The following is a 15940-nucleotide window of genomic DNA, read 5'->3' as shown; positions in this document are numbered from 1 at the left end:
CTCAGCCCTCCGGGCGGTTGAGCAGGGCGACCGCGACGGCGTGGACGGCGTCCAACCCGGCCGGGTCGGCCAGCGCGGCCTTCCCGCCGGTCACCGCGTACCACTCGTCGGCGTCCTTGTACTGCACGGAGAGGGTGACCTGCCCGTCGGCGTACCGGGTCTTCAGGGTCAGCTCGCCGGTCACCACGCCGGCCTCGTCGGTCATCACCCCGCCGGGCCCGGCGACCAGGTCGGCGGTCAGCTCCCGGGGGGACGCGTCCGGGCGGGTGTCGGCGCTCATCCCGGCCCCCGGCACGGCGGCGGGCGCCGCCGGGTGGCCGTCCGCGGTCATCCCGGCGGTGGCGGCCATCGTGCCGGTGCCACCACCGCTGCCGGTGGCGGCGGCCGCGTCGTACCCGCCGGCGTCCGGCATCTGCTCCGGCGCGGGAGTCGCTCCCGCACCGGTCACGGCTTGTTCGCCCATGTGCAACCCTCCAACATGTCGCTGAGGGCGGCCTTCTCGGCGCTGGTCACCGTCAGCCGCCAGTGATGCTTGACCGTCACCCAGCTTTCCGCGTACTTGCACCAGTACGACCGGTTCGCCGGTTTCCACTGCGACGGGTCCTGGTCACCCTTTGCCCGGTTGGAGGTCGCGGAAACCGCGATGAGCTGCGGTCGGGTCAGATCGTTGGCGAAGTCCCCGCGCTTGGCGTCGTCCCACTCGTTCGCCCCCGAGCGCCACGCGTTGGCCAGCGGCACCATGTGGTCGACGTCCACGTCGGAGGGATCGGTGAAGGTGCGCCCGTCGTACACGCTCTCCCAGTGGCCGGCGACCACGTTGCAGCCGGAGAGGCGGATGTCCTCCCCGTCGCGCTTGAGCACGCTGTCCCGGACGTCGCAGTTGGTGCCGGTGTCCCGCCAGTGCGGGAACCGCTCACGGCTGTAGCCCCGCATCGAGCCCGCCTTCGCGACGGTCAGCTCGGCCAGCTGTTCACCGACGTTGCCGGCGCTGCTCGGCGGCGCCTCCGGCTCGTCGAGCGAAACCTCGCAACCGCCCACGCCGAGGGCGAGCACCGCGGCGAGCGCGACGGCCACCGTCCCACGGGCTCCTGATCTGGTACGCACAGACGACACCTCTCCAGCTTGCGGGCTCCCGGCGATCCCGCACAGTACCCGGGCACGGTTTCGGCGTTTCGTGGAATCTCCCACGCGGCGCGGGCAGATTGGTACCCATGACCGCACCCCCTCACGCGCTCCGGCTCCGCAGCGGCGCGGGTCGGGGCACGTTGCTGGCGGCGATCCTCGCCTCCGGAATGGTCTTCCTGGACAGCACGGTGGTCAACGTGGCCCTGCCCCGGCTCGGCGCCGAACTCGAGGCGACCGTCGCGGGTCTGCAATGGACGGTCAACGGATACCTGCTGACCCTGTCCGCGTTCGTGCTGCTCGGCGGGGCGTTGGGCGACCGCTTCGGCCGGCGGCGCATCTTCCTGCTCGGGGTGGTCTGGTTCGCCGTCGCCTCCGTCCTCTGCGGCCTGGCCCAGGACACCGGCTGGCTGGTCGTCGCCCGGTTCCTCCAGGGCGCCGGCGGGGCGCTGCTCACCCCCGGCTCGCTCTCCGTGCTCCAGGCGAGCTTCCACCCCGACGACCGGGGCCGGGCCATCGGCGCCTGGTCCGGGCTGGCCGGCGTGACCACCGCACTCGGCCCCGTCATCGGTGGCTGGCTGATCGACGCGCTCTCCTGGCGGTGGATCTTCTTCATCAACCTCCCGCTGGCGGTCGCGGTGATCCTGGCCGCGCTGCGCTGGGTGCCGGAGAGCCGTGACGAGGACGCCTCACGCAGCGGAGGGAAGCGGTTCGACGTGACCGGGGCGCTGCTCGGCGCACTCGGCCTGACCGGCGTCACGTACGCCCTGATCGACGCCCCGGTGCGGGGCCCGCGCTCGCTGCCGGTGCTGCTGGCCGCGCTGGTCGGCGTTCTCGGCGCGGTGGCCTTCGTGCTGGTGGAGCGACGCCGAGAAGAGGCGGCGATGCTGCCCACCGGGCTGTTCACCAGCCGCCTCTTCTCGGCGCTCAACCTGTTCACCGTGGTGGTCTACGCGGCGCTCGGCGGCTTCATGTTCTTCTTCGCCGTCTACCTCCAGAACGTCGTCGGTTGGTCGGCGGTCCGCACCGGGCTGGCCAACGTCCCGATAACCGTGCTGCTGCTGGTCGGCTCGGCCCGGGCCGGTGCCCTGTCGGCGCGGATCGGCCCCCGGCTGCCGCTGACCGTCGGCCCGGTGATCGCCGCCGCCGGCCTGCTGCTGCTGCGCCGGGTCGGCCCGGGCGCGTCGTACTGGGTGGACGTGCTGCCCGGGGTGCTCCTCTTCGGGCTGGGGCTGACCCTGGTGGTGGCGCCGTTGACCGCGTCGGTGCTGGCCGCCGTCGCGGACCGGTTCGCCGGGGTGGCGAGCGGCTTCAACAACGCCGCGTCCCGGGTGGGCGGCCTGCTCGCGGTGGCCGCGCTGCCGCTGCTGGTCGGCCTCTCCGGCACCGGATACGAGCAGCCGGCCGAGCTGACCCACGCGTACCGGGGCGCGCTGGCCTGGTGCGCCGGGCTGCTGCTGGCCGGCGCGGTGACGGCCGGCCTGCTCGTGCACCGGCCGCCCCGGCCGGCCCCGCCGTCGTAGCCGCGCCCTCGCCGCCGCCTCGACCCACCGGACCGGTTGCTACGGTCGGCGGATGGACGATCATGACGACCGGCTGCGCTACCGGCTGCTGACCGGGCCGGACGACGCCGACTTCTGCCGCCGGGTCAGCGAGGCGCTGGCCGACGGCTACCGACTGCACGGCTCCCCGGCCATCACCTTCGACGGCGAGCGGGTGGTCGTCGCCCAGGCGGTGGTGCTCGGCGACAGCTGGTCGGCCGGGGTCACCCCGGTCTGACCGGGCGCGTGCGGCAGGGCCCGGCCGGAGCCGGACCCTGCCGTGGCACCTCAGTCGCGGGCGCGGTTGACCGCGCTGGTGACCGCCTTCACCGAGGCGGTGACGATGTTGGCGTCCATCCCGACGCCCCAGACCGTCCGACCGTCGACGTCGCACTCGACGTACGCGGCGGCCTGCGCGTCACCACCGGAGGAGAGCGCGTGCTCGTGGTAGTCGAGCACGCGTACCGCGACGCCGACCGACTGGAGCGCGTTGACGTACGCGTCGATCGGGCCGTTGCCGACCGCGGCGAGCGCGCGGCGCTCCCCGCCGAGTTCCACCTCGGCCTCGATCTCGACCTTGCCGTCGACGGTGCCGATCGTGTAGCCGGACAGCGTGACGGCCGGGTCGCTCTGGTGGTCGAGCAGGTAGTGCCGGGCGAAGATCTCCCACATCGCGCCCGGCTCGACCTCGCCGCCGCCGTGGTCCGTGACCTGCTGGACCACCCCGGAGAACTCGATCTGGAGCCGGCGCGGCAGGTCGAGCTGGTGCTCGGTCTTCATGATGTACGCGACGCCGCCCTTGCCGGACTGCGAGTTGACCCGGATGACCGCCTCGTAGGTGCGGCCCAGGTCCTTCGGGTCGATCGGCAGGTACGGCACCGCCCACTGCTGCTGGTCGACCGGCACCCCGGCCGCCGCCGCGTCCGCGGTCAGGGCGTCGAAGCCCTTGTTGATCGCGTCCTGGTGCGAGCCGGAGAAGGCGGTGTAGACCAGGTCGCCCGCGTACGGGTGGCGCTCGTGCACCGGCAGCTGGTTGCAGTACTCGACGGCCCGCTTGACCTCGTCGATGTTCGAGAAGTCGATCATCGGGTCGATGCCCTGGGAGAACAGGTTGAGCCCCAGCGTCACCAGGTCCACGTTGCCGGTGCGCTCGCCGTTGCCGAAGAGGCAGCCCTCGATCCGGTCGGCGCCGGCCAGCAGGCCCAGCTCGGCGGCGGCCACCCCGGTGCCCCGGTCGTTGTGCGGGTGCAGGCTCAGCACCAGGCTGTCCCGCCGGGGCAGGTGCCGGTGCATCCACTCGATCGAGTCGGCGTACACGTTCGGCATGGCCATCTCGACGGTGGCCGGCAGGTTGACGATCAGCTTGCGGTCGGGGGTCGGGTCGACCACCTCGATGACCTTCGCGCAGACCTCCAGCGCGTACTCCAGCTCGGTGCCCGTGTACGACTCCGGCGAGTACTCGTAGTGGATCTCGGTGTTCGGGGTGTGGATCTCGGCGTACTTCTGGCACAGCCGTGCGCCCTGGGTGGCGATGTCGGTGATGCCGTCGCGGTCCAGCCCGAAGACCACCCGGCGCTGGAGCGTCGAGGTGGAGTTGTAGAAGTGCACGATCGCCCGGCGCGCGCCGCGCAGCGACTCGAAGGTCCGGTCGATCAGGTGCTCCCGGCACTGGGTGAGCACCTGGATGGTGACGTCCTCCGGGATCAGGTCCTGCTCGATCAGCTGCCGGACGAAGTCGAAGTCGGTCTGGCTGGCCGAGGGGAAGCCGACCTCGATCTCCTTGTAGCCCATCTGCACCAGCAGCTGGAACATCCGGCGCTTGCGCTCTGGGGACATCGGGTCGATCAGGGCCTGGTTGCCGTCGCGCAGGTCGACCGCGCACCAGCGGGGCGCGACGTCGACGTGCCGGGTCGGCCAGGCGCGGTCCGGCAGGTCGATCCGGAACTGCTGCTGGTACGGCTGGTAGCGGTGGAACGGCATCCGGCTGGGGCGCTGCCGGGCGATCGGATCGGTCTCGGCGTCAGTGGCGGGTTGAGCCATGGCGGAGTGCTCCCGTGGGTCATGTCGGGCGTCAGCAATCGGAAGGTGTCGGCGGGTGCCGGGCGACGATGCCCGGGCGGTGCCGAGGGGAAGTTCGGATGTGCTGGACGGCGCGGTTCGACTCCGCGACGAGGTGCCGGCCGGTCAGGCCTCGTCGCGGCGACCAAGGAGGAGGTACGCCTGCCACATGACAGGGTCACCCTACGTGGTGAGACGGGGGGTGGGAAGGCAGGTCCGGACTATGGGATCGGAGTCACGGCCCTCTCCGCCGGCTCCGAAGCGGTCTCGCCGAGGCGCGGCGTCCGCTCAGCCCAGGCGACCACAGGTACCACGGCCAACCCGATGATCACGAAGAGCGCCGCCGTCGGGTACCAGCCCCAACCGCCGGTGGCGACGCCGAGCGCGGTCAGCCCGGCCGGCGCGATCAGGTACTGCAACTGCGTGCCGAGCCGGAACGCCCCGACGTACGCGCCGCGCTGGGCGGCCGGCGGCAGGGTGGCGGTCAGCCCCCAGGTGCCGGCCGACTCGATCAACTCGGCCACGACGAGCAGCGCCGCGGCGGCCACCAGCACCACCACCGTGAGCCCGCCGCGGGTCACCCCGGAGAGCGGCAGGACCAGGCAGAAACCGGCGATCAGCAGGGCACCCCGGCGGGACGCCCGGGCTGCGCCGGAGGTGGTGTCGGCACCCCGGCTGGCCCGTACCTGGAGCAGCACGATCAGGATCGTGTTCAGCAGCACCAGCCCGGCGATCACCGTCTTCGGGGCGTCGGTGTGGCTCAGGATCCACAACGGCATCACCGTCAGGTAGAGCGTCTGGTGCGCGGTGAGCAGCCCGGAGAGCAGGGACACCGCCATGAAGGGGCGGTCCCGGAGCACGGCCAGCCGGCTCATCGGCTCCGCCGGCCGGGCCACCTCGGGCAGCCGGGGAAGCCGGCGGACGAAGACCGCCGTGACCAGGAACACCGCCGCGATGAACCAGACCATCCCCCGGTACGCCGCCATCGTGTCCACCGCGAGCACCACGCCGCTGATCACCGCCCCGAGCCCGAATCCGACGTTCAGCGACGAGCGCTGGTACGCCATCGCGGTGACCCGCTCGGCGGGGGGCAGCGCGTTGATCGAGTAGACCTGCCGGGCCACCCCGGTGGCGGCGTCCACCGCGGCCAGCGTCACCACCACCGCGAGGAATCCGGCGAAACCGCCCACGAACGGGTACGCCGCGAAGAGCGCCGCGTCAAGCACCAGGCCGGCCAGCCAGACCCGCTGTGGGCCGTACCGGTCGGTGAGCCCGCCGAGCGGCACGGTGCCGAGCAGCGACACTCCGGCGGCGATGGACAGGCCGAGCCCGACCTGGGTGGCGCTGAGCCCGAGCGCGCGGGTGAAGAAGACCGCGCTGCCGGCCTGGAAAAGGCCGTTGCCGACGGCGTAGACCATCGCCTGCACGGCGAGGGCGCGAGTCAGGCCGGCGGGTGGCACGACGTGCCGGACGGCGGTGCGGATGGTGTCGCTGGTCCCCATGGCCGTCGAGCAAACCGTGCCCCCCACCGACGGGTCGAGCCTTTTAGGCTGGGCCGAATTCTCGACGGGGGTGGGGATGTCGCAGCTGCGGTTCGAAACCGCCGACGTCGCGGGGGTGCGGTTCGCGGTGTCCCCGGTCTGGGAGACCGTCTCCAGCCTCTGGGGGCTCGACGAGCCGGCCCGGCACGCCGTGCACCTGCCGTGGATCGACCGGGCCCGGCGGGTGCTCCGCCGGCCGGAGGTGGCCGTCCGGGTCCGCCCGCTGATCCAGCTGACCCAGCCGCGCCGCTGGTTGCCCGACTTCCTCACGCCCCCACCCACCCGCCCCGACGTGCAATTCGACGAGCAGCTCGACCAGATCGCGGCGACCCCGGCCGACGTGGTGGTCCGGGACCTGCTGGCCACCACGCCGTCGCGTCCGCTGAGCCCCTTCGGGGCGGCCCTGCGCGACGATCCGCGCGGCCTGCTGCCACAGCTCGTCACCGCACTGCGGGTGTGGCACGAGGAGGCGTTGGCGCCGGCCTGGCCACGGATGCGGTCCCTGTTGGAAGCGGACATCGCGCACCGGGCCGGCACGCTCGCCGAGCGAGGGGCCGGCGAGTTCTTCGCGCACCTGCACCCGACCCTGCGGTGGGCCGGTGACCGGTTGGTCAGCGACGACCCGTGGCGGCTCGACTTCGACCTGGGTGGGCGCGGCCTGACGCTCAACCCGGGCGTCTTCACCGACCGTCGGGTGCTGTGGAACCTGCTGGAGGACTCGCCGCCCGGCGGCACGTACCCGGTGCGGGCGGTGGCCACCCTCTGGGAGGCCGCCCCGGCGCCGCCCGGCGACCCGCTGGCCCGGGTGATCGGGTCGGGCCGGGCGGCGCTGCTCCAGCTGCTCGACAGCGCGGCCACCACCAGCGACCTGGCCCGGCGGACCGGGATGTCGGCGGGAAACGTCTCCCAGCACCTGGCCGCGCTGCACGCCGCCGGGCTGGTCTCCCGGGTCCGGCAGGGGCGGCACGTGCTCTACCGGGGAACCGACGTGGCGGCGGTGCTGCTGCGGGCCAGCCGGGGAGAGTGACCGCCCGACGACGGTTCTCCCTCCGGCCGGCCAGCGGGTGGCGCCGGATGGCTCAGCGCAGCAGCAGGGCGTGCATCGGGTGTCGGCGGCGCAGCGCGGTCTCCCGCCGGCGCAGCTCCTCGGGCAGGTCGAGCGGGTCGCCGAGTCGGCCCACCGCCACCACCACCAGCGGGCGTACGGCGGGTGGCAGGTCGAGGTCGGCGCAGAGCGCGGCGCGGTCGAAGCGGGTGAGCTGGTGCACGTACAGGCCGAGCGCGGTGGCCTGCACGGTGAGGTGGGCCATCGCCTGCCCCAGGTCGTACGCGGCCCGCTCCGGGTCGGTGCCGGCGTGCGCGCCCACCACCAGGGCGCCGGCGTGCCGGGCCCAGCGCTGGTCGGGTTCCGGGAGGCTGACCAGGGTCCGCTTCCAGGTCTCGTCGTCGCGGTGGCCGAGGGCGAACCGCCAGGGCTGGGCGTTGCCCGTCGAGGGGGCCCAGCGGGCGGCCTCCAGCAGCGAGGACGCCTCCTCCCCGGTCAGCTCGGCGGCCGGGTCGAAGGCCCGGGGACTCCAACGGAAGGCGAGTAGTGGGGTGAGGTCGACCATGCGAAGAGCGTCCCGTATGGGTGATTCGCCCGGCGAGGCGGGTGGGGGCAAATGTGGTCAATCGCACCCGTAACGCCGCGCCGGGTCAGGACGTTCCCGCGCCCGTGCTGTCGCTCGGCTCGGGTGCCGCCACGCCCAGCGGCTCGGCGTTCACCACCGGCCCGGCCAGCGGCGCGGTGGCCGGCCCCGGCCCGGGCGGCCCGGCCAGGGTGAGCGTGCCGAGGGCGGCTCGGACGTAGGTGGGCGTCCCGTCCGGCTCGTAGCAGTAGATCCCGACGTCCAGCGGCGGGTTGAGCGAGGCGGAGGTGGTCTCCACCGCGTAGCAGGTGCCGGCCACGCCGGCCGGCGCGGTGGCGGGGGAGACCGCGAGCGGCGTGCGTCGGTCGGTGAGCACCTCCAGCCAGTCGGTGAACGGGTGCTGCACCCGGGGGTCCAGCCGGCGCGGCACCGCGTCGTCCCGGTCGCCGAGGCGGACGCAGCTGGCCGCCTCCGGGCGGCCGGCAGACGGCAGGCCGCACTGGAAGAGGCCGTCGGCGGTGGCGGCCAGTGAGACGTCCGCCGTGCCGCCGAGCGCGCCCCCCGGGACGTCGACCCGCCAGGTGCCGTCCGCCGCGCTGGTCACCGTGACGTCCCGGGTCGGCCCGTCGGTGCCGGTGAGGGTGTAGCGGGCGGTCAGGTGGCGGTCCCGCGCCGCCGCCGCCAGCGCGGCCAGCTCGTCCCGGGCCGCGTCCACCTCGGCCGGTGCCGGGTCGGCGGACCCGGCGGTGGGTGGCGGGGCCGGCCGGTCGGCGGTGCAGCCGGTGAGGAGCGCCGGCAGGAGCAGGACCAGGACTCCGGCCGACCGGAACGTCGCGCGCAGATGGGCAGGCACCGGGTCATTCTGCGCCGCCCGCCCGCCGCCCACGGACCCGTGCCGTCGACGACGGCCGGCGTGTCGGCGGGCGTCGGCGCGACCGCCCTGGGCAGGGCGTCGACCGGGCGCTTCCGCCGGATGGTGGGATCACCCGACCCGTCCTCGCGTACCGCCCGATACCCTGGACAGGTCTGACACGCGCCGCCGGACCATTGACCGGCGGCGTCGGCACGCTCAGGGTCGTCGCTGGGAGGGAGTGCACCGTCGTGGCACTCGTGGTGCAGAAGTACGGCGGGTCCTCCGTCGCCAACGCCGAGCGCATCAAGCGGGTGGCGGAGCGGATCGTCGCCGCCCGCAAGGCCGGCGACGACGTGGTGGTGGTGGTGTCCGCGATGGGCGACACCACGGACGAGCTGCTCGACCTGGCCAACCAGGTCAGCCCGCTGCCGCCGGGCCGTGAGCTGGACATGCTGCTCACCGCCGGCGAGCGGATCTCCATGGCGCTGCTCGCGATGGCCATCCACAACCTGGGGTACGAGGCCCGCTCGTTCACCGGCTCGCAGGCCGGTGTCATCACGACCTCGGTACACGGACGGGCGCGGATCATCGACGTCACCCCGGGCCGGCTCAAGGGCGCGCTCGACGAGGGCGCGGTGGTGATCGTCGCCGGCTTCCAGGGCGTCTCGCAGGACACCAAGGATGTCACCACGCTGGGCCGGGGCGGCTCGGACACCACCGCCGTCGCGCTCGCCGCCGCGCTGCGCGCCGACGTCTGCGAGATCTACACCGACGTGGACGGCATCTTCAGCGCCGACCCGCGGATCGTGCCGAACGCCCGGCACATCAAGCAGATCACCTACGAGGAGATGCTGGAGCTGGCCGCCTGCGGCGCCAAGGTGCTGCACCTGCGCAGCGTGGAGTACGCGCGGCGCGCGGGGTTGCCGATCCACGTCCGTTCGTCATACTCGACCAACACCGGCACCATGGTCACCGGATCGATGGAGGACCTTCCCGTGGAACAGGCACTGATCACCGGGGTCGCCCACGACCGCAGTGAAGCCAAGATCACGATCGTCGGCGTGCCCGACGAGCCGGGTGCCGCCGCCAGGATCTTCGACACCGTGGCCGGTGCCGAGATCAACATCGACATGATCGTGCAGAACGTCTCCACCGAGGGCACCGGTCGCACGGACATCTCGTTCACGCTGCCCAAGACCGACGGCCCCACCGCGATGGCCGCGCTCAGCAAGATCCAGGAAGCCGTCAAGTTCCGTGGCCTGCTCTACGACGACCACGTCGGCAAGGTGTCGCTGATCGGCGCCGGCATGCGGTCGCACCCCGGTGTCGCGGCCGGCTTCTTCGCCGCGCTCGGAGCGGCCGGGGTCAACATCGAGATGATCTCCACGTCGGAGATCCGGGTCTCCGTGGTCTGCCGGGACACCGACCTCGACAAGGCGGTCCGGGCCATCCACGACCAGTTCGAGCTGGGCGGCGACTCCGAAGCCGTGGTCTACGCGGGGACGGGACGGTAGCGCCCGTGTCGGCGCAGCCCACGCTCGCCGTCGTCGGGGCGACCGGCGCCGTCGGGACCGTGATGTGCCAGCTGCTCTCCTCCCGGCGCAACGTCTGGGGCGAGATCCGGCTGCTCGCTTCCGAACGCTCCGTCGGGCGCAAGGTGCGCTGCCGGGGCGAGGAGTTGACCGTCGGCGCGCTCACCCCGGAGGCGTTCGACGGCGTCGACGTCGCCATGTTCGACGTGCCGGACGAGGTCTCCGTCGAGTGGGCGCCGGTCGCGGTGGCCCGCGGGGCGGTCGTGGTCGACAACTCCGGCGCGTTCCGGATGGACCGCGACGTGCCGCTGGTGGTCCCGGAGATCAACCCCGAGCAGGTACGCAACCGGCCCAAGGGGATCATCGCCAACGCGAACTGCACCACCCTCGTGATGATCGTGGCGATCGCCCCGCTGCACCGCGAGTACGGCCTGCGCGAGCTGGTGCTCTCCTCGTACCAGGCGGTGTCGGGGGCGGGTCAGGCCGGCGTGGACGCGCTGCACCTCCAGCTCGGCAAGATCGCCGGAGACCGGGTGCTCGGCTCCCGTCCCGGCGACGTGCGCCAGGCGGTCGGCGACGAGCTCGGCCCGTTCCCCGCGCCGCTGGCGCTCAACGTGGTGCCGTGGGCCGGGTCGCTCGTCGACTTCGGGTGGTCGTCCGAGGAGATGAAGATCCGCAACGAGTCGCGCAAGATCCTCGGGCTGCCCGACCTGAAGGTCTCCGCGACCTGCGTACGGGTGCCGGTGGTGACCGGCCACTCGGTGGCCGTGCACGCGGTCTTCGCCACCGAGGTGGACGCCGAGGGCGCCCGGGAGGCGCTGCGCAACGCCCCCGGCGTGATCCTGGTCGACGACCCCGCCGCCGGCGAGTTCCCGATGCCGATCGACGCGGTCGGCACCGACCCGTCCTGGGTCGGCCGGATCCGCCGCGCCCTGGACGACCCGCGCGCCCTGGACCTCTTCGTCACCGGCGACAACCTCCGCAAGGGCGCCGCCCTGAACACCGCCCAGATCGCCGAACTCCTCGCCAAGGACCTCACCCGCCCCTGACCCCACCTCAAGCGCCCCGCCCACCGGCGCCCTGCCCAAGGGTGGCCAGTTTCAGTGAAAGAGGCCCTATCCACGCCTGGATAGGGCCTCTTTCACTGAACGTGCGGGCGGAGAGTCGGTGGGGTGCGGTGGGGGTCGGTGGGGGTGGGTCAGGCGGCGGCTAGGCGGACGCCGTCGCGGCCGTGGCGTTTGACCGCGTAGAGGGCCTGGTCGGCGCGGCGGAGGGTGAGTTCCGGGGACTCGCCGGGCTGGGGGAGGGCCACGCCGACGCTGATGGTGCGCCCGGTACGTCGGGCCGCCTCGGTCAGCCGCTCGGCGATCCGGACCGCCTCGTCGGGGCGGCTCACCTCGATCACCGCGACGAACTCGTCGCCACCCACCCGGTACAGCTCGTCGCCTTGGCGCAGCGCGCCCTCCAGCGCCCGGGCCAGTCCGACCAGCAGCCGGTCGCCGGCCTGGTGGCCGTACGTGTCGTTGACGGTCTTGAACCCGTCCACGTCGATGGCGAGCAGGGCGGTACGCCCCGGCGTGGCCGCCCTGATCCGCTGGCCGAACGGCCCGGTGTGCCGGAGCCCGGTGAGCGGGTCGGAGCTGGCCTGCTCGCGGAGCCGGGCCAGCGTACGGAGCCGGTCCAGGGCACCCCATGCCTGCCCGGCCAGCAGCTCGATCAGGTTGACCGTGGTCGGGTCGGGCCGCAGCAGCCGCTCGTCGGCGACCAGCAGCACCCCGCCCGCGTCGGGCTGGCCGACCGGCACCGACACCAGGGTGCGTACCCCGGCCCGGGCCAGCGGCGCGTACTCGTCCGTGGGCGGATGACCCGCCTCGCCCAGCGTGTACGCGGTGCCGTGCCGGTGGGCCCGGGCCACCATCCGGCTGAGCGGCCCGGCCCCGGCCTCGGTCAGCTCGGCCCGGATGCGCGACTCCAACTCGCCCGGCGCGCCGGTCGGGTCGCCGAGGCGGGGGCCGCCCCGGCCGGCGAGGACCAGCACGGCGCAGGAGAGGGTGGAGACGTCCCGGGCCGCGGTGAGGGCCGCGGCCATCAGGTCCCGACCGGTCGGGGCGGCGGTGAACGCGGTGGAGTGTCGCAGCAGCTTCTCGCTGCGGCTCTCGGCCGGCGGTCCGCCGAGGGCCACGATCCGCGCGCCCAGCCGGCCGGCCAGCCGTTCCGCGGTCTGCCGCCACCGCCCCAGCTCGGCCGGCCCGCTCCATTGGAGGTCGAGCACCCCGATCGGGCGGCCCGCCGGGTCGAGCACCGGTACGCAGATCTCGGCGGTCACGTCCGGGCGCAGCGGGAGGTAGTCCGGGTCGGCGGTGACGTCGGGAACCGTGGCCCCCTCGGCGGAGGCGTAGACCCGGCCGACGATGCCGGACTTCGGCGGCACGGTGGAGAAGACCTGCCATGATCCGGTGGCGGCGACGCAGCGCAGCCGGTCGTGGACCTGGAGCAGGACGGAGATCGTCGCGGGGGCGTACCGGGCGAGCGCGGTGACGGTCCACTGGCACGCCTCGACGGCGGTCGACGCCATCGGCAGGCGGACCGTGACGTCGCGGACGACTCGCTCGTGATCCACGTTCTTCCAGGTGGGGGTGGGCCCGGCCGGCGCCGGGGCTGCGATCAAGCGTACTCAGCCGATGGCGGTCCGCCACGCGAAAGATCATCTGGCGTTCGTACACATGTGCCATCCACAGGCTGTGGACACGGCCTGTGGGCTGCGCGACGGGCCCGCCCGCGACGGCTCGCCGGGTTAGCGTGAAGGTCCCGGTCGCAGTGGAGGAGCCATGCTCATCGCCCAGCTGAGTGACCCGCACCTGACCACCGGCGTGCTCGGCGCCGTGCCCGCCGCCGGTCTGCACCGCGCGCTCGGCCGGGTGCTGGCGCTGCGCCCCCGCCCGGACTGCGTGGTGATCACCGGCGACCTGGTGGACCAGGGCCGCCCCGACGAGTACGCGGTGCTGCGCGAGGTGATCGGCCGGTATCCGCTGCCGGTGCACCTGGTCGCCGGCAACCACGACGACCGCGAGTCGCTGCTGGACGCCTTCGGCGGCACCCCGTACCTGGGCGGCGGCTTCTCCGCGTACTACCACGTCGACCATCCGGACGTGACCGTCGTGGTGCTGGACTCGCTGACCCCGGGGGAGGGCGGCGGCCGGCTCGGCGAGGACCAGCTCGGCTGGCTCGACGGGGTGCTGGCCGGCCGCCCGGACGTGCCCGCCCTGGTCTGCCTGCACCACCCGCCGGTCGCCGTCGGCGTCCCGGCCGCCGACGCCGTCCGGCTCGCCGACGGTGACGCGCTCGCCGAGGTCGTCCGCCGACACCCCCACGTGGTACGCGTCGCCGCCGGCCACCTGCACCGCCCGGTGACCACCGGGTACGCCGGCACCGTGCTGACCGTCGCGCCGAGCACCTGGCGGCAGGCGTCGCTGACCATGAGCGCCGACGACGAGATCGGCTGGGTCGACGAGCCGACCGCCTTCCTGCTGCACGCAGTGGACGACGGCGGCTGCGTCACCCACACCGTGCAGGTCAGCCACGCCGCCGGTCAGACCTGCGGCTACTGACCTTCGCCGGGTGCGGCTCCTCTGGTACGTCGCGTACGGGTCGAACATGGATCCGGCACGGCTCGGCTGGTACCTCTCCGGTGGCCGGCCACCCGGCGGGCTGCGGTCGTACCCCGGGTGTCGGGACTGCCGGCCACCGCGCCGGACGGAAGCGGTGCTGGTCCCCGGCGGCGTCTACTTCGCCGGGGAGTCCCGGGCCTGGACGGGCGGGATGGCGTTCTACGACCCCGAGCTGCCGGGCACGGCGGCGGCGCGCGGCTACCTGCTCACCGCCGGGCAGTTCGCCGACATCGCCGCGCAGGAGATGTACCGCCCGCCCGGCGCCGACCTCGACCTGGTCGCCGTGGCCGTCGAGGCCGGACGGGCCACCCTCGGCCCCGGCCGGTACGAGACGCTGCTGCGGGTCGGCGTGCGCGACGGGGTGCCGATGCTGACCTTCACCGCGCCCTGGCGGGCGGGCGAGGTGGAGTGGACCGCGCCGGCGCCGTTCTACCTGGGGATGATCGCGGCCGGGCTGCGGGCGGCGCACGGCTGGTCGGTCGTGCGGACCGTCGCCTACCTGGCCGACCGCCCCGGCGTGACCGGGCACTGGACCCAGGCCGACCTGACCGACCTGGTGACGGCCGTGCCGGCACGATGACCCGATCGCCGTCGGGCAGCCGTTGGACGACGCGCCGATCGGGCCGCGTCGCCGGCCGGTCGGCGGGCGGGCGTCGGCGGAAGGGCCGCTCCGGGGTCGACGATCGCACCGGCCCCGGTCACTGTCCAGTCTCGACCCACCGGACTCGCGGATCTGTTTGCCGACGCAGAGGTTTCACGGTCCACAATTGCCGAACGGCATCGATAGCCTCGGCCCACTCCGTGGCCGACCCCCGAGGTCGGCCCGACTGCTGACCGGCCACCGGGCGGGCCACCGACCCGCACGAGGCCCGGCTGCCGGTATCCCGAAAGGGGCGGGATGCCGGCACGCCATCCGACCGCCCCGGGCAGCGGGCGCCGGCTCCTCCGCACCGGGAGCCGCCACCCCCTGTCCGGGGCGGTCGACCACGTCTCCGGCGATCGCCTCTCGGCTGACCGGCGCTGCGGCCGATCAGCCGAGCAGGAGGCGGCGCAGCTCGGCGGCGAGCCGGTCGGCGGGCACCTCGTGGAAACCGCCCTCCAGGCTCACCCGCCGGGCACCCGGCACCGCCTCGGCGGTCGCGCCCGTCGCGTCGCGCAGCCACTGAGGGCTGCCCGTGCTGTCCAGCACCACCGTCGGCGCGGTGATGGTGGCGAGCCGGTCGGCGGGAAGAGTGCCGTCCCCGCTGACGGTGGCGTCGTGGACCAGGGACGGGGCCATCATCTCCAGCCAGGGCCACATCGGCTGGTCACGCATGCCGCGTACCTGGTCGGCGGGAAGGCCCACCGCGTCGCGCAGGAAGCACTCGACCGCGTCGCCCCGCCGCCCCGCCGACACCAGCTCGGCCAACCGGGGCGCGAGCGCCGCGACCGATCCGTCGTGCGGCCCGACCCGGAACGGCGGCTCGAAGAGGGCCAGCCCCGCGACCGGGAGCCCGGCGGCGGCCGCCAGGGCGGCGAGGATCGCGCCGGACGAGATCCCGTAGAGGTACGCCGTGCCACCGGCCGCCTCGATCAGCGCCGCCAGGTCCTCGATCTCCCGCTGCACCGCGTACGGGGCGGTGTCGTCACTGTCGCCCCGGCCGCGCCGGTCGTACCCGAACACGATGAAGTCCTCGGCCAGCGCGGCGGCCACCGCGCGGGTGGTGGTCCGATCGTTGAACGCGCCGCCCACCAGCACGATCGCCGGCCCGTCGCCGCTGCGCTCGTACGCGATGGTCGTGCCGTCGGCGGAGCGCACCGTGCCCACCGCCAGGGTCGCGTCAGTCATCCGTGGATCCTCTCCTCGTCGTCGTCTCCCATCCTGGTCGGTGCCACCGACGCGAATCCGACGCCGACCGCCGGACCGCCTTCACCTACCCGTCATGTCGGAATGGTCCGAACGTCCAGGCCGGGTCACCTCACGTATCCGCAGGTCTGTTCGACTTCCCCAGTCGACC

The 15940-nt window shown here is 73.8% G+C and carries 15 protein-coding genes; 7 read left to right on the top strand and 8 right to left on the bottom strand.

Annotated elements, in window-relative coordinates; genetic code table 11:
• Position 1: 1 nt before the first annotated feature.
• Together ACTMS9_RS21155 and ACTMS9_RS21150 are read right to left on the bottom strand one after the other, a co-directional pair.
• On the bottom strand, positions 2-463 hold the full coding sequence (locus ACTMS9_RS21155; RefSeq protein WP_441165764.1) for a hypothetical protein: 462 nt from the start codon (positions 461-463) through the stop codon (positions 2-4).
• Entirely contained in the window at positions 445-1104 is a 660-nt protein-coding gene (locus tag ACTMS9_RS21150; protein WP_154941296.1) for an HNH endonuclease family protein, read from the bottom strand. The genes ACTMS9_RS21155 and ACTMS9_RS21150 overlap by 19 nt, the downstream gene beginning before the upstream one ends.
• A 107-nt stretch (positions 1105-1211) precedes the next feature.
• Between ACTMS9_RS21150 and ACTMS9_RS21145 the strand changes: the two genes are divergently transcribed.
• Both ACTMS9_RS21145 and ACTMS9_RS21140 read left to right on the top strand, forming a co-directional pair.
• Positions 1212-2645 (top strand): MFS transporter, encoded by a 1434-nt coding sequence (locus ACTMS9_RS21145; RefSeq protein ID WP_441165763.1) that lies wholly within the window; start codon positions 1212-1214, stop codon positions 2643-2645.
• Between the two features lie 52 nt (positions 2646-2697).
• Positions 2698-2901, top strand: coding sequence for a DUF1737 domain-containing protein (locus tag ACTMS9_RS21140; protein WP_441165762.1), 204 nt, complete (start codon positions 2698-2700; stop codon positions 2899-2901).
• 50 nt (positions 2902-2951) lie between these two features.
• Here ACTMS9_RS21140 and leuA read toward each other — a convergent pair whose 3' ends face one another.
• Together leuA and ACTMS9_RS21130 are read right to left on the bottom strand one after the other, a co-directional pair.
• Positions 2952-4703, bottom strand: coding sequence for a 2-isopropylmalate synthase (gene leuA, locus ACTMS9_RS21135; RefSeq protein ID WP_441165761.1), 1752 nt, complete (start codon positions 4701-4703; stop codon positions 2952-2954).
• Positions 4704-4942: 239 nt separating this feature from the next.
• The gene (locus ACTMS9_RS21130) at positions 4943-6223 is read right to left on the bottom strand and encodes an MFS transporter (protein WP_441141892.1); all 1281 of its coding nucleotides are present in this window, start codon (positions 6221-6223) and stop codon (positions 4943-4945) included.
• Positions 6224-6299: 76 nt separating this feature from the next.
• Here ACTMS9_RS21130 and ACTMS9_RS21125 point away from each other — a divergent pair, with 76 nt between their 5' ends.
• Positions 6300-7289, top strand: a complete 990-nt coding sequence (locus ACTMS9_RS21125; RefSeq protein ID WP_441141894.1) for an ArsR family transcriptional regulator — start codon at positions 6300-6302, stop codon at positions 7287-7289.
• A gap of 52 nt (positions 7290-7341) precedes the next feature.
• Here ACTMS9_RS21125 and ACTMS9_RS21120 read toward each other — a convergent pair whose 3' ends face one another.
• Together ACTMS9_RS21120 and ACTMS9_RS21115 are read right to left on the bottom strand one after the other, a co-directional pair.
• The gene (locus ACTMS9_RS21120) at positions 7342-7872 is read right to left on the bottom strand and encodes a nitroreductase family protein (RefSeq protein WP_441141896.1); all 531 of its coding nucleotides are present in this window, start codon (positions 7870-7872) and stop codon (positions 7342-7344) included.
• An 85-nt stretch (positions 7873-7957) separates the two neighbouring features.
• Positions 7958-8743 (bottom strand): hypothetical protein, encoded by a 786-nt coding sequence (locus tag ACTMS9_RS21115; RefSeq protein WP_441141898.1) that lies wholly within the window; start codon positions 8741-8743, stop codon positions 7958-7960.
• 248 nt (positions 8744-8991) lie between these two features.
• Between ACTMS9_RS21115 and ACTMS9_RS21110 the strand changes: the two genes are divergently transcribed.
• Both ACTMS9_RS21110 and ACTMS9_RS21105 read left to right on the top strand, forming a co-directional pair.
• Positions 8992-10257: an aspartate kinase gene (locus ACTMS9_RS21110; protein ID WP_154941300.1), complete on the top strand. Its 1266-nt coding sequence runs from the start codon at positions 8992-8994 to the stop codon at positions 10255-10257.
• A 5-nt stretch (positions 10258-10262) separates the two neighbouring features.
• Positions 10263-11324: an aspartate-semialdehyde dehydrogenase gene (locus tag ACTMS9_RS21105; protein WP_441165760.1), complete on the top strand. Its 1062-nt coding sequence runs from the start codon at positions 10263-10265 to the stop codon at positions 11322-11324.
• Between the two features lie 149 nt (positions 11325-11473).
• Here the strand turns inward: ACTMS9_RS21105 and ACTMS9_RS21100 are convergent, their stop codons facing one another.
• Positions 11474-12850 carry a diguanylate cyclase gene (locus ACTMS9_RS21100; RefSeq protein WP_441165797.1) on the bottom strand — a complete coding sequence of 459 codons (1377 nt, stop codon included), beginning with the start codon at positions 12848-12850 and terminating at the stop codon, positions 11474-11476.
• A gap of 253 nt (positions 12851-13103) precedes the next feature.
• Between ACTMS9_RS21100 and ACTMS9_RS21095 the strand changes: the two genes are divergently transcribed.
• Entirely contained in the window at positions 13104-13883 is a 780-nt protein-coding gene (locus ACTMS9_RS21095; RefSeq protein ID WP_441141902.1) for a phosphodiesterase, read from the top strand.
• A gap of 10 nt (positions 13884-13893) precedes the next feature.
• Positions 13894-14523: a histone deacetylase gene (locus ACTMS9_RS21090; RefSeq protein WP_441165759.1), complete on the top strand. Its 630-nt coding sequence runs from the start codon at positions 13894-13896 to the stop codon at positions 14521-14523.
• 450 nt (positions 14524-14973) lie between these two features.
• On the opposite strand, the gene ACTMS9_RS21085 is transcribed toward ACTMS9_RS21090, so the two are convergent.
• Entirely contained in the window at positions 14974-15771 is a 798-nt protein-coding gene (locus ACTMS9_RS21085; RefSeq protein ID WP_441165758.1) for an alpha/beta fold hydrolase, read from the bottom strand.
• Positions 15772-15940: the final 169 nt, after the last annotated feature.

It is taken from the genome of Micromonospora sp. L31 (assembly GCF_052068075.1).
GTDB lineage: Bacteria > Actinomycetota > Actinomycetes > Mycobacteriales > Micromonosporaceae > Micromonospora > Micromonospora purpureochromogenes.
Note: the sequence above shows the minus strand (reverse complement) of the source record. Positions and strands in the feature narration are given on the sequence as shown.

Bases quoted from the DNA above. Each gene is read 5' to 3' on its own strand.
- ACTMS9_RS21155 (WP_441165764.1), bottom strand. From the start codon at position 463: ATGGGCGAACAAGCCGTGACCGGTGCGGGAGCGACTCCCGCGCCGGAG.
- ACTMS9_RS21145 (WP_441165763.1), top strand. From the start codon at position 1,212: ATGACCGCACCCCCTCACGCGCTCCGGCTCCGCAGCGGCGCGGGTCGG.
- ACTMS9_RS21140 (WP_441165762.1), top strand. From the start codon at position 2,698: ATGGACGATCATGACGACCGGCTGCGCTACCGGCTGCTGACCGGGCCG.
- leuA (WP_441165761.1), bottom strand. From the start codon at position 4,703: ATGGCTCAACCCGCCACTGACGCCGAGACCGATCCGATCGCCCGGCAG.
- ACTMS9_RS21130 (WP_441141892.1), bottom strand. From the start codon at position 6,223: ATGGGGACCAGCGACACCATCCGCACCGCCGTCCGGCACGTCGTGCCA.
- ACTMS9_RS21125 (WP_441141894.1), top strand. From the start codon at position 6,300: ATGTCGCAGCTGCGGTTCGAAACCGCCGACGTCGCGGGGGTGCGGTTC.
- ACTMS9_RS21120 (WP_441141896.1), bottom strand. From the start codon at position 7,872: ATGGTCGACCTCACCCCACTACTCGCCTTCCGTTGGAGTCCCCGGGCC.
- ACTMS9_RS21100 (WP_441165797.1), bottom strand. From the start codon at position 12,850: ATGGCGTCGACCGCCGTCGAGGCGTGCCAGTGGACCGTCACCGCGCTC.
- ACTMS9_RS21095 (WP_441141902.1), top strand. From the start codon at position 13,104: ATGCTCATCGCCCAGCTGAGTGACCCGCACCTGACCACCGGCGTGCTC.
- ACTMS9_RS21085 (WP_441165758.1), bottom strand. From the start codon at position 15,771: ATGACTGACGCGACCCTGGCGGTGGGCACGGTGCGCTCCGCCGACGGC.